The sequence below is a fragment of the Seohaeicola saemankumensis genome, from assembly GCF_021021435.1.
Classification (GTDB): domain Bacteria; phylum Pseudomonadota; class Alphaproteobacteria; order Rhodobacterales; family Rhodobacteraceae; genus Seohaeicola.
The window spans coordinates 22790-35104 of sequence record NZ_JAINWI010000011.1 but is presented as its reverse complement, the minus strand read 5'-3'; the positions used below and the strand labels follow the sequence as shown (position 1 = coordinate 35104).

Here is a 12315-nt window from a genome sequence, read left to right as displayed (position 1 = left end):
TCCGCAGCGTATCCGCGAAGTGAATACAAATTGGGCGCTTTGCTAAAGCGCAACATTGCCGCGCTTTGGATTTGACAACCTCAGGTCGGAAAGACAGGCTGGCGCTTCCTGCGTTTAGTCTCCGGATGGACCCAACGGTGCCTTACCGATTTATTCATACCGCCGATCTCCATCTCGACTCGCCGCTGAAGTCCCTTGCCCTGCGCGAGCCAGCCTTGGCCGATGTGATCGGTGCGGCCAGCCGGACGGTGTTCGCGCGGATCATTGATCTGTGTCTGGAGGAACGCGTCGATGCCCTGCTGGTGGCAGGCGATCTATATGATGGCGCGCAAACCTCGATGAAAACGGCGCGATTCCTGACGCAGCAACTCAGGCGGCTGGACGAGGCGGGGATCGAGACTTTTCTGATCCGCGGAAACCATGACGCTGAATCGCGGATCACCGGACAACTGGTCTTGCCGCCCTCGGTCACGGTCTTTGGCGCGCAGGCAAGCGTCGAGCAGCGGGAAAAGGACGGCTTGGCTATTGCCATTCACGGCATCAGCTTTGCGCGCCCGCATGCGCCCGACAGCCTGCTGGAGCGGTTCAAGCCGCCGGTGCAGGGGGCGGTGAATATCGGCATGCTGCATACCAGTCTGGACGGCTCACTTGGCCATGACCCCTATGCGCCCTGTCGTCTGGCCGATTTGCAGGCCAGCGGCTTTGACTATTGGGCGCTGGGCCATATCCACGTCCGCGCGCATCATATCGGTGCCGCCCATGTCGTGATGCCCGGTATCCCGCAGGGCCGCGATATCGGCGAGGCAGGCGCGAAATCGGTAACGCTCGTGACCATAAGCAATGGTGGCCGCCTAGAGGTTGCCGAACGCATGACCGCACTGGCCCGTTTCGAGCGGGTGGCGGTGCCGCTGGACGGGGCAGGGGATTGGCCCGAAATCGTGCATCGCCTTGGGGCGGCCTTGCGCGCCGCGCGGCGCGAGTTCACCGAGGACCATCTGGTCTTGCGTCCGGTGCTGACGGGCGTGACCCCGCTGCTGTGGCGCTTGCGCCGCGATCAGGGGCTTTTGCTGGACGAGGCGCGCGTGACCGCCGAGGGGATCGGCACGCTCTGGATCGACAAGATCGTGCTGGACTGCACCGAAACCCCGCGCCCCGACATGGCAGGCCCGCTGGCCGAGCTTTCCGCCCGCATCACCGCGATGACGACACCACCCGCACAGCCGCCCGATACGGTTCTGACCGAAGCCGATGCCGTGATCGAGGCGCTGATCAAGGCCTTGCCGCCGGCTTTGCGCGGACTGATGGGGGATGATCCGGCACAGCAGGCCACACTGCGCGACGCGTTGCTGCAGGTCGGGGCTGCCGAGGTTCTGGCCCATCTGCAAGGGTTGGAGGACGAGGGCTGATGCGTCTTCGCCGTCTTGATCTGACCCGCTATGGCAAGTTCACGGACCAGAGCCTCGATTTCGGGGCGGCCCCGACAGATGGGCCGGACTTCCACATCATTTATGGCCCGAACGAGGCGGGCAAATCCACCACCATGCAGGGCTGGCTGGATCTGCTATTCGGCATTCCGGCGCAAAGCCGGATGAATTTCCTGCATCCCTATGGCGCCATGCAACTGGGGGCGGTGATCGAGACTGGCGCGGACAGGCTGGAGCTGATCCGCACCAAGGGGCGGATCAATACGCTGAACGATCCGGCCGGCACGGCTGTTTCCGAAGCGGTCCTACAGGGCGCTCTGGCAGGTATCGAGCGCGCGGGCTACGAGGCGATGTTCAGTCTGGATGACGAGACACTTGAAAAGGGCGGCGAAAGCATCCTGTCCAGTCAGGGCGATCTGGGGCAGATGCTGTTCACCGCCAGCAGCGGGCTGGCCGAGATGGGGCAGGCGCTGAACGGGTTGCGCAGCAGCGCGCAGGTTTTTTTCAAAGCGGGCGGGCGCAGTGGCAGGCTGTCAGACCTGAAAAAGACACTGGCCGAGCTTGAGCAGCAGATTGCCGCGCAGGATACCGGCGCCCGCGAATTTGCGCATCTGGCGCAGGCGCGCGATCAGGCGCATGAGGCTTGGGCCGCCGCACAGACGCAACAGGATGAAACCGTCAGAGAACTATATCAGGTCGAACGACATCTTGCGGCCGTGCCGCTTGTGTCCAGGCTGGGGCGTATCCATGCAAGTCTTGGCGATATGCCCGACCTGCCAGCTTTGCCGCAGGGCTGGGCGGACGAACTGACCACCTTGTTGCGCGATCAGGCGCAGATCGCTGCGCGGCGCGATGCACAGCAAGGCCAAATGGCCAGCCTTGAGGCCGAGTTTGCGGAGACCGTCGATGATCCGGCCATGCTGGCGCTGGCCGGTGACATGGCCGAGGCCGAGTTGTTGAAATCAGCCTATGATGGCGCAGTCAGCGATCTGCCGCATCGTCAGGCCGAGGCGGATGAGGTGCAGGCCCGCATTGATGTCCTGTTGCGGCAACTGGATTGCGCGGGGCGCGATCCGGTAGAGGTGCTGCCTGCAGCGGCGGTTGTCACAACGCTGCGCGGTTTGATGGAGCGTCACTCGGGCATGGTTGCTGCATGGACCAGCGCTCAGCAGGAGGCAGAGGATGCCCTGGTGCGGCTGGACAGTCTTGCGGCGCGGCTGGACCGGGCGGGCGGGGCGCTGGCCGATCCGGACCTGCTGGACGATGTGATGCAGACCCATCTGCGCGACGATCCCGAGGCCGAACTCGCGCGGGCGCAAAGCATTGCTGCCACAGCCCGCGACAGGCTGGCCGCGCAGATCGCGCGGCTGGCCCCTTGGCAGGACGATGCCGCCGCGTTGGAGGCGCTTCACCTGCCCGCCGCCGGACAGGTTCAGGACTGGCGCCGCGGATTGGCCGAGGCGACAGCCGGGCTGGAGCGCCGCCGCGCCGACTTGGCCCGCTTGCAGGATGAGGTCGCACGGCTTGAGGCGCAATCGACGGCGATGGAGCAGGCTGGCACCGTGCCCATCGCGGACGCAGCCGCCGTGCGCGCCTTGCGCGAAAAGCTCTGGGCCGCGCATCGTGCCCGTCTTGATGCCGACTCCGCCGACCGCTTCGAAGATGCCCTGCGGCGCGACGACCAGATCACGGCGGCGCAGGCCCGCGTGCAGACGGAGGCACAGACGCGCAGCGCCCTGCAAGAGCGTCTGGCCATACTTGGGCTGGATATCGCGCAACATGACACGGCGGCCAAGGATGCTGCTGCGCGGCTGGAGACCTTGCAGAACACGCTGCGCGACGCTCTGCCTGACGGTTTGCCGCAAGATACCTCGCCTGAGGCACTGGAAAGCTGGATCAGCCGCCGCGAAACCGCGCTTGAGGCGCTGGCCGACCTGCGCGCGGCCGATCGTTCGGTGATCGCGGCGCGGGGACTTGTGGACCGCGCGCAAACGGCTTTGGCGGCGACACTGGCGGCATGTGGTCTTGATATTGCGCAAGACACACCGCTTTCAGTTCTGGCGGCAACCGCGCGCGGCGCGTTGCAACGCGCACGCGATCAGGCCGCATTGGTCGAGGCGCGGGATGCGGCGGCACAGGATCTTGGCCGCCGCCGCACCGATCTGGACAGGGCGGAAAAGGCCATGCAGCGCTGGCAGCAGGACTGGCAGACCGCCTGCGCGCAGACTTTTCGGGGTCAGGCTCACGCCGATGTTGCGGGGATGAGCGAGACATTGGATCAGTTGCAGCGGCTCGAACAGGCCTGGACCGAATTGCGCGGTCTGCGGGACCGGATCGCCAAGATGCAGGCCAATCGCACGCGATTTGCACAGGTCGTCGCGGACCTTGCGGGGCAGCTTGATCTGACGGACGGGACCACGGCGGGGCAATGGGGCAGCCTGCGCGCGCGCTTGCGAATCGCAAGCGAGGGGGAGGCGCGGCGGGCCACGTTGCAGGACAAGATTGTATCCGGCGGGCGCGGTTTGCAGGCTCTGCAGGGCGATCTTGACCGGATCACGGCAAGGCTGGCCGAGATGTGCAGCCATCTTGGATGCGACGATACCGAGTCCTTGCAACAGGCCGTGGGGCAGGCGCAGCAACGGCAGGATCTGCTGGAACAGCGCCGCCAATATGAACAGGATATCTGCGAGAGCACGGGCTTTGACCGGCTGGCAGATGCGCTGGAGGCGTTGGAGGGGCTCGATCGCGCGGGCCTGCTGACCGAACGCGACCGTCTGACCGAGGCACGGGACCGGCAGGCGCAGGAACTACAGCAGCTTTATGCCGCGCGGTCGCAGGCCGATGACAGGATTGCCACAGTCGGTGGGGATGACGCTGTCGCGCGCCTGCAGGAAGAGCGGCAGACCCTGCTTTTGGAAATCACCGAGGAGGCCCGTGGCTTTTTGCGGCAGCGGTTGGGTATCCTTGCGGTGGACCATGCCTTGCAGGGCTACCGCGACAGCCATCGCAGCGCGATGATGCAACGCGCCTCGGACGCGTTCCGCACCATCACGCGGGGCGAATACAGCAGTCTGGCCGCACAGCCCGAGGGCGATCGCGAGGTGCTGGTGGCGATCGGCGCGAACGGGGCGTCGAAACTGGCGCGAGATCTGTCCAAGGGGACGCGGTTTCAGTTGTATCTGGCACTGCGCGTCGCGGGCTATCACGAGATCGCAGGCGCGCGTAGCACCGTGCCCTTTATCGCCGATGATATTCTGGAAACCTTCGACGACAACCGCGCTGCGGAAACCTTTGCACTGCTGGCCGGAATGGGGCGGGTGGGGCAGGTCATCTATCTGACGCATCACCGCCATCTGTGCCGGATCGCGAAGGATGTTTGCCCGAACGTAGCGGTGCATGATCTGGGCTGACCGCTCAGGGGGCTGTCTGCCCCCATGTTCAACAGTGTTGAACATCCCCCCAAGGATATTTGCCGCAGGAAGAAGCGGCTTGGGGGGCAGAGGGCCAGCAGCGTTTGGACCGTGGTCTGGCCTGCATGCAGCACGCCCTCAATCAGGCCGGGGCTGCGGGTGGATGTTTCGGATACGCCAGTATGCAGGCGGCCGCCCAGATGTGCGTGGCGCAGGATGGCGGGGCCGATCTCCGGATGCGCGCCCGCGCCATCCCGATCCGTGCCGGTGCAGACCAGAGGATCGCGGGCCCAGTCCTGCACAGTGATCTGCAACGGTTGCGCCGCATCGGGCCCAAGGCAGCGGATCAACTGCGCGGATCGCCTGGTGGAGTTTGTCCTGATCGCGCATAGCTGGTGGGCCACCCGACAAAGCCGAACAGGGCAGCAGCGCCATCATGGGATGCGTGGTCATGCAACTCGGTCAAGGGACCGGTGCGGCTGGCGATGTGGCCAGACGCCTCGATCACGGCGACCTGCCGGCCTGCTGCGTGCAAAAGATATGCGCAGGTCGGGCCGGAGAGTCCGGCCCCGATGATAACATAATCGACGCGGTCTATGTTGTGGCTCTTTCCGGCAGGGGTGGCTGCCGTTCAAACGGCGTGTTGCGGCCGACCGTTTACAAAAAATTCACGTAGTCGCAACAAATCAGTTGCGCTGCGGCCTTAGGCGGGACGGGTAACGCAGGGGGACAGCGATGTTTGCCGTCAAGACACTGACCAAGACTTTCGGTACGAATACAGCCTGTGACAAGGTGAGTTTCGCCGTAGCGGAACCGAAGATGATCGGGATTATCGGGCGTTCGGGCGCGGGTAAATCGACGCTGCTCAGGATGCTCAACCGCCTGACCGACGCCAGTTCTGGCGAGGTGATCCACGAGGGACGCGATATTCTGGCGCTGACGGGGGCCGACAAACGCGCATGGCAATCCGATTGCGCGATGATTTTCCAGCAGTTCAATCTGGTGCCGCGCATGGATGTGGTCAGCAATGTGCTGCATGGCACGCTGAACCGCCGCTCGACCCTGTCGACGATGTTCAATCTTTTTCCAACCGCCGATATCGAGCAGGCGATCGCCATTCTTGACCGTTTGGGGATAGCCGCCCATTCGCCCAAACGGGCCGAGGCCTTGTCGGGCGGGCAACAACAGCGCGTGGCAATCGCCCGGGCGCTGATGCAGGACCCCAAGATTATTCTGGCCGATGAACCCATCGCCAGCCTCGACCCGATGAACGCGCAGGTCGTAATGGAGGCGCTGCGCCGCATCCACGAAGAAGACGGGCGCATGGTCATCGCCAACCTGCATACGCTGGATACAGCGCGCCGCTATTGCGACCGCGTGATCGGGATGCGTGACGGCAGGATCGTCTTTGACGGCACGCCCGAGCAACTGACCACGGGCGTTGCGCGCGACATCTACGGGGCCGACGCGAGCTTTAGCGAGGAGGCCACCAGCACCAGCATCGAGGCGCTGGAACGCTCGGATGCTGCGGCGCGTGCGATCCGTGCGGCAGAGACCACAGTTTAACACCTGCAACCACCCCCGCCCAATCCTGCGCGGGGGTTTCCACAAACCGGAGAGACACATCATGAGAAAACTGATTGCTGCCATGGTCGCCACGACCGCCCTGATCAGCCCTGCCATCGCACAAGAGCAGATCACCGAATTCCGTATCGGCCTGCTGGGCGGCGAGAACGCACAAGACCGTCTGGCGTCCAACGAATGTCTGCGTGCCTATACCGAGGAAGCGCTGGGCGTGCCGACCAAGCTGTTCACCGCAGCTGATTACAACGGCGTGATCCAGGGCCTGATCGGTGGAACGCTGGATATGGCGTGGCTGGGGGCTTCTGCCTATGCCGCTGTTTATCTGGAAAATCCTGACGCGGTGACCCCCGTTCTGGTCAAGACCAACCTTGACGGCTCGTTCACCTATCATTCGATCGGTTTTGCCCGCACTGATAGCGGCATTGCCTCGCTGGACGACATGAAGGGCAAGGTTTTTGCCTTCGGTGATCCGAATTCCACTTCCGGCTATCTGGTGCCGTCGGTCGAAATTCCTGCAGCGATTGATGCGACCATGCAGTCGGGCGACTATTTCGGCGAGGTGCGCTTTGTCGGCGGTCACGAACAGACCATCGTTGCTGTCGCCAATGGCGATGTGGATGCGGGTGTGACATGGGCCGATGGTCAGGGTGACTGGGAAGACGGCTACAACTCCGGCGCGCTTCGCAAGGCTGTGGATGCGGGTCTTGTGGACATGAACAATCTGGTCGAGATCTGGAAGTCCAAACCGATCCCCGAAGGCCCCATCGTTCTGCGCAATGCACTGCCCGATGACGTCAAGGCCAAGATGACCGAGTTGACAGAGAACCTGCACGCGAATGATCCGGATTGCGCCTATGGTGTGGCGGCCGGCGAGACAGCAGGTTTCACGCCCATCGGCCATGATGCCTATGAGACAATCATCGCCGTGCGTCAGGCACAGATGTCCAAGACCAACTGATCTGCCGATCTGCAACTCTGCGGGTTCCGGGCCTGTCCCTGGCCCCGCTTTCATATGACAAGGGCGCCCCATGGCCGACCTGACAGCTTTCCACCAGCTTTCCACGACCAGTGATAGCTACCTTGCGATGACACGCCAGAAACGGATGTATTCCGGACTGACAATCACCTTGTTCGTGATTGCCATGATCTTTGGCTTTCGCATCGTCGAGAGGCGCAGCGCGGGTGGCTTCATGGACGGCCTGCCGCGCGTTTTCGACTTTCCGGCCAGTCTCGTGTCCGAGGCCTGGGAAAAGCGCTCGAACCTTCCGGGCTATCTGGTCGAGTTCTTTCCTGCCTTGGTCGAGACAATCAATATCGCGGCGGTATCGACCTTGCTGGGGGCAGCGTGTGGCCTTTTGCTCTCGCTGGTCTCGACCCGTGGGCTGGCGCCGCTTCCGCGACTGATCCCCGTGTTCCGGCGCATCATGGATATCTTGCGCGCGTTCCCCGAGATCGTGATTGCGCTGGTGCTGATCTTCATTCTGGGCGGCGGTCCGGTGCCTGCGATGATTGCGATTGCGCTGCACACGGCGGGCGCGCTGGGCAAGCTGTTTTCCGAAGTGGCCGAGAATGCCGATCTTAAACCCGTGGAAGGTCTGCAATCCGTGGGGGCCAACTGGTGGCAGCGGATGCTGCTGGGCATTATCCCGCAGGTCGCGCCGAACTATCTGAGTTATGCGCTGATGCGGTTCGAGATCAATATCCGTGCCTCGGCGATCCTTGGTTTCGTAGGGGCAGGCGGAATCGGATACGAATTGCGGAATGCGATGACATTCGGCACGGGCCGTTTCGATATCTCGGCCGCCATCTTCATCCTGCTGTTCCTGACTATCGTCTTCTTCGATCAGGTCTCAAGCTATTTCCGCAACAAGCTGGTAAAGGGAACGCAGATATGACGATGACGCTCGCCGCCCCGCAGGAGAGTGATCCACGGCAGGCTGCGATGGCCATGTTGCGCCGCAAAAGAAGTATTGCGCTGTCCGTTCCGGTTCTGGTGCTGGTCTATTTTGTCTATGTCTTTTTCGCCTTTGACGTGGCGGGACTGGCCGGGCGCGCCAAGATGGATAATGCACGCATCCTGATGGCCGACAGTTATAGCCACAAGGTCCATATCACGCGCGACGCCCGCGCCGGTCGGCTGGAATATTCTGTCGAGGGCGAGGCCAAGGGCCGCTATCCCGAGGGGGAAAGTCCGAACTGGGTAACAGGGGGATTTGACGACACCGTCATTGATCTGGGCAATGGCCATATCATCCGCTTTCTGCCTGACCGCCGCGTGACCTATGATATGCCCGACTTCGGTCTGATCGAGATGACACGCGTCAACGACTCCATCGAGACCCGCTTCGAGGGTTTTGCCGAAGGAGACAGCCCCGACTGGGCCAGTGTGTCGGGCAACCGCGTGGCGATCACAACCCCTGCCGGACGGTTGAACGTCACCCGCTCGAAAGACGAGGTGTTCCGCTATTTCTTCGGGTGGGAACTGTTCTGGTTCGCACTGGACAGTCCCTATCACGGCGTCAGCCTGCTTGCCTTGCTCACCGGGCCGCAGATCGACCCCGCGCGGTCAAATCTGGCGGGCGCTTGGGGGGACTTCTGGAACAATCCGATGTGGCGTCACGCCGAGGTGATGTGGGCGATGGGAGAAACTATCCTGATGGCCTTTCTGGGCACATTCGGGGCCGCGATCATCGCGCTGCCGCTGGCTTTCCTGGCCGCCAGAAACTTTGCGCCCGTGCTTGCCCTGCGCTTCGCGGTGCGGCGCGTGTTCGATTTCTTGCGCGGTGTGGACGGGTTGATCTGGACTATTGTCCTAAGCCGCGCCTTCGGTCCCGGCCCACTGACGGGAGCATTGGCCATTCTGGTGACGGATACGGGCAGTTTCGGCAAAAGCTTTTCAGAAGCGTTGGAAAATGTGGACGGCAAGCAGATTGAAGGTGTGCAATCCACAGGTGCCAAACCTCTGCAACGCTATCGCTTCGGCGTGATCCCTCAGGTGACGCCGATCCTGCTGTCGCAGATCCTGTATTACTTCGAATCCAATACACGCTCGGCGACGATCATCGGCGCTATTACCGGTGGCGGTATCGGGTTGTTCCTGACGCAGGCGATCCAGACCCAGAAAGATTGGGAAGAAGTGACCTATTACATTGTGCTGATCGTGCTCATGGTGATGCTGATGGATACGGTGTCGGGCTGGCTGCGGCGGCGGTTGATCAAGGGCGACGGCAGCGGACATTGATGGCGGCGGATTCGAGGATTTACGGCAAGATGAAGGATGTGGCGGCGTGAAGGATCTGAAGGCGGATACGCCGATGCTGCACGAGGCTTGCACGACCACGGATGTGCGGTTCGGTGCATGGTGCGAAATCGGGCGCGGCACGCGCTTGGCGCATGCCGAAATCGGTGATTACAGCTATTGCGACCGCTATTGTGATATCGCGAATGCAACCATTGGCAAATTTGCCAATATTGCCAGCTTCGTGCGGATCGGTGCCACAGATCACCCGCTGGACCGTGCGTCCCTGCACCATTTCATGTATCGCAGCGCGTCCTATTGGCCCGATGCCCAGGATGACGCGGACTGGTTCGCCAAGCGCCGCGCGCGGCGTGTTCTGATCGGGCATGACACATGGATCGGCCATAATGCCCAGATCAAGCCCGAGATCACAGTCGGGCACGGAGCGGTTGTGGCGGCAGGGGCAGTGGTGACCAAGGATGTGCCGGACTATGCCATTGTTGCCGGTGTGCCCGCGCGCATGGTCCGGATGCGTCTGTCCGCCGATCTGGCGCAGCGGATGATCGCGCTGGCGTGGTGGGACTGGGATCACGCGCGATTACGCGCGGCACTGAGGGATTTTCGCGCGCTGTCTGCAGAGGCATTCCTAGAGCGTTACGGCGGATGAACCGGCCTATTCGGCGGCCAGCGCCATTGCGGCGCGTCCACCCAGAAAACGCCTTGCGGCCTCGCCTGTCAGATGTGTCAGCCTGCCCGCAACCAGCGTGGCCTCGATGCGCTGCGTCGCCGCGTTGACCACGCACAGATCGGCGCGCTTGCCATAGTCGATTACGCCACGGTCGGACAGATGCATGATCTGCGCCGGACGGGCGGAAATCATCGCCCATGCAGCGGGCAGGTCCAGCAGACCATCCTCGACCAGACGAAAGGCGGCGCGGGACAGGGCAGGATAGTAATAATCCGACACCAGCGCATCGCACATGCCGCGCCGGATCAGATCGGTTGCGGCGATATTGCCCGATTGCGAGCCGCCGCGCACCACATTGGGTGCGCCCATCAGCACCGGATCATTGACAGCGCGCGCCAGTGCTGCGGCTGAACGGGCGGTGGGAAATTCACATATGCGCGCACCGATCATCGAGAAGCGTTCGCGGGTTTCGCCGTCGGGGTCGTCATGGCTGCCATAGACCACGCCAAGCGTGTCAAAAGCCTCGGCCAGACGGCAAAGGTAGCGTGGCACCTGTGGCGATTGCTTGCGCGTCGCTTCGACCAGCGCCATTTGCTCGGCGGCGCTGCGGCCCGATTTGGCGGCCCAGAGGGCCAGTTCGGTCGGGCGCGACTGCGCCAGTTGCACGCCTTCCTCCAGATGGTTGTTGAACACCACATAGTCGACCCCGTAGCGGCGCACGGCGGCCAGCAGGCGATCCGCGGTATCCACGGTATGTGTCTCGACGCGCAATTGCAGGCGCAGGTCGGTCATCAGGTGCGGGCGCAGATCAAGCATTGCCTGCAACATGTTTTCGGCCATATCGGGGCTGCGATGCCCCCCCTCCCATGACCAGCTTTGCGCCAGCCATGCGGTTGTCACACCATTTGCCGCCGCATCGCGGTCGGTTGCGTGCAGGCCGGTCTCGACTGGAAACGGGGCCGAGGGGCGTGGGGCGATGTGACGCTCGAACGCGTCACCATGCAGGTCGATGATGCCGGGCAGGACCAGAAAACCCGTCAGATCCACCTCGGGCAGCGGCCCTTTCGAGATCATGCCATCCTTGATCGCGACCGAGCGTTTCTGCATTGCGCCGTCGCGCAGCACAGAGGCGCCGATCAACCTGAGGGGCGGGTGGGAATAGGGTGTCATCACGGCCTGTCCTGATTGTGTGGCTTTGTGGATAACTCAAAAGAATGTCTGTTATGTGACGGTTTTATCTATCGTTCATGATGCTTAGGGTGACGTGATCGCCTGCGAAGCAGGTATGTCCGAACTCGATCGGTTTGCCGCCCGGATCGACATTGATGCCGATACTTTGCAGCACCGGATCGCCTTCGCGCAGCATCAGATGCTGCGCCTCGATGGCACTGGCGCGGCGGGCAGACAGGCGGGTGCTGGCGCGGGTGTAATCCGGCACGCCGCAGGCCGCGAGGGCGCGCGTCACTGACCCGCAGGATTGCAGATGCCTGGGTAGATCGGGAAAGCGCGCGGCGGGATAGGCGCTGCGGAAATGCGCGATGGGCAGACCATCGGCCAGCGAGATGCCTTCGGCGGCATGGACTTTCGCGCCTTCCGCAAGCTCCAGCGCCGCGATCTCGGAAGTATCGGCGTTGCGCGTTTCCAGATGCAGGAAAATCCGTTGCGGCAGGCGACCAGCGGCGGCGAGGTTCTGGTGGAACCTTACGCGGCGGCCCAGCGGGTAATCTGTGGGGGTGCGGGTCACGAAAGCACCAGCGCCGCGCCGCGTGGTGATGGTGCCATCCTCGACCAGGGTGGACAAGGCGTGGCGCACAGTATGGCGGTTGACGCCAAAGCGGCGCGCAAAGGCAGCCTCGGTCGGCAGGCGGTCGCCGGGGCGGTATTGTCCGGCGCTGATCTCGGCGCGCAGGATCGAGGCGATTGAGGACCAGAGCGGGGTTGTCGTCATGCAATGTCACCAAAGTTTCATGA

Annotated in this window: 11 protein-coding genes; 8 read left to right on the top strand and 3 right to left on the bottom strand. The window is 63.0% G+C overall.

Going from position 1 to position 12315, the window contains the following annotated elements; genetic code table 11:
• The first annotated feature begins 137 nt into the window (after positions 1-137).
• Genes K7H22_RS08440 through K7H22_RS08430 form a run of 3 tightly spaced genes read left to right on the top strand, consistent with a single transcriptional unit; the run spans position 138 to position 5226 of the window.
• A complete protein-coding gene (locus K7H22_RS08440; RefSeq protein ID WP_230800307.1) occupies positions 138-1406 on the top strand; it encodes a metallophosphoesterase family protein in 1269 nt (422 codons plus the stop codon).
• Complete coding sequence (locus tag K7H22_RS08435; protein ID WP_230800306.1) at positions 1406-4834, top strand: ATP-binding protein; 3429 nt, start codon at positions 1406-1408, stop codon at positions 4832-4834. Before K7H22_RS08440 ends, K7H22_RS08435 begins: the two co-directional genes overlap by 1 nt.
• Before the next feature lie 59 nt (positions 4835-4893).
• A complete protein-coding gene (locus K7H22_RS08430) occupies positions 4894-5226 on the top strand; it encodes a hypothetical protein (RefSeq protein ID WP_230800305.1) in 333 nt (110 codons plus the stop codon).
• On the opposite strand, the gene K7H22_RS20240 is transcribed toward K7H22_RS08430, so the two are convergent.
• Positions 5181-5408: an NAD(P)-binding protein gene (locus tag K7H22_RS20240; protein WP_419248168.1), complete on the bottom strand. Its 228-nt coding sequence runs from the start codon at positions 5406-5408 to the stop codon at positions 5181-5183. The two genes, K7H22_RS08430 and K7H22_RS20240, sit on opposite strands and share 46 nt — an antisense overlap.
• A 161-nt stretch (positions 5409-5569) precedes the next feature.
• Here K7H22_RS20240 and phnC point away from each other — a divergent pair, with 161 nt between their 5' ends.
• The 5 genes from phnC (at position 5570) to K7H22_RS08405 (ending at position 10323) form a co-directional block, all read left to right on the top strand.
• Complete coding sequence (gene phnC / locus K7H22_RS08425; RefSeq protein WP_230800304.1) at positions 5570-6400, top strand: phosphonate ABC transporter ATP-binding protein; 831 nt, start codon at positions 5570-5572, stop codon at positions 6398-6400.
• Positions 6401-6461: 61 nt separating this feature from the next.
• Complete coding sequence (phnD, locus tag K7H22_RS08420) at positions 6462-7376, top strand: phosphonate ABC transporter substrate-binding protein (RefSeq protein ID WP_230800303.1); 915 nt, start codon at positions 6462-6464, stop codon at positions 7374-7376.
• A gap of 70 nt (positions 7377-7446) precedes the next feature.
• The gene (phnE, locus tag K7H22_RS08415) at positions 7447-8313 is read left to right on the top strand and encodes a phosphonate ABC transporter, permease protein PhnE (RefSeq protein WP_230800302.1); all 867 of its coding nucleotides are present in this window, start codon (positions 7447-7449) and stop codon (positions 8311-8313) included.
• 2 nt (positions 8314-8315) lie between these two features.
• The gene (gene phnE, locus K7H22_RS08410) at positions 8316-9659 is read left to right on the top strand and encodes a phosphonate ABC transporter, permease protein PhnE (protein WP_230800576.1); all 1344 of its coding nucleotides are present in this window, start codon (positions 8316-8318) and stop codon (positions 9657-9659) included.
• A gap of 46 nt (positions 9660-9705) precedes the next feature.
• Positions 9706-10323: a chloramphenicol acetyltransferase gene (locus K7H22_RS08405; RefSeq protein WP_230800301.1), complete on the top strand. Its 618-nt coding sequence runs from the start codon at positions 9706-9708 to the stop codon at positions 10321-10323.
• 6 nt (positions 10324-10329) lie between these two features.
• On the opposite strand, the gene K7H22_RS08400 is transcribed toward K7H22_RS08405, so the two are convergent.
• Both K7H22_RS08400 and phnF read right to left on the bottom strand, forming a co-directional pair.
• A complete protein-coding gene (locus K7H22_RS08400; RefSeq protein WP_230800300.1) occupies positions 10330-11514 on the bottom strand; it encodes an alpha-D-ribose 1-methylphosphonate 5-triphosphate diphosphatase in 1185 nt (394 codons plus the stop codon).
• Between the two features lie 64 nt (positions 11515-11578).
• Positions 11579-12292 (bottom strand): phosphonate metabolism transcriptional regulator PhnF, encoded by a 714-nt coding sequence (phnF, locus tag K7H22_RS08395; RefSeq protein WP_230800299.1) that lies wholly within the window; start codon positions 12290-12292, stop codon positions 11579-11581.
• Positions 12293-12315: the final 23 nt, after the last annotated feature.

What these genes read in the sequence shown, in the direction of transcription:
- K7H22_RS08435 (WP_230800306.1), top strand. Translation starts at nt 1,406, where the DNA reads ATGCGTCTTCGCCGTCTTGATCTGACCCGCTATGGCAAGTTCACGGAC.
- phnC (WP_230800304.1), top strand. Translation starts at nt 5,570, where the DNA reads ATGTTTGCCGTCAAGACACTGACCAAGACTTTCGGTACGAATACAGCC.
- phnD (WP_230800303.1), top strand. Translation starts at nt 6,462, where the DNA reads ATGAGAAAACTGATTGCTGCCATGGTCGCCACGACCGCCCTGATCAGC.
- phnE (WP_230800302.1), top strand. Translation starts at nt 7,447, where the DNA reads ATGGCCGACCTGACAGCTTTCCACCAGCTTTCCACGACCAGTGATAGC.
- phnE (WP_230800576.1), top strand. Translation starts at nt 8,316, where the DNA reads ATGACGCTCGCCGCCCCGCAGGAGAGTGATCCACGGCAGGCTGCGATG.
- K7H22_RS08400 (WP_230800300.1), bottom strand. Translation starts at nt 11,514, where the DNA reads ATGACACCCTATTCCCACCCGCCCCTCAGGTTGATCGGCGCCTCTGTG.
- phnF (WP_230800299.1), bottom strand. Translation starts at nt 12,292, where the DNA reads ATGACGACAACCCCGCTCTGGTCCTCAATCGCCTCGATCCTGCGCGCC.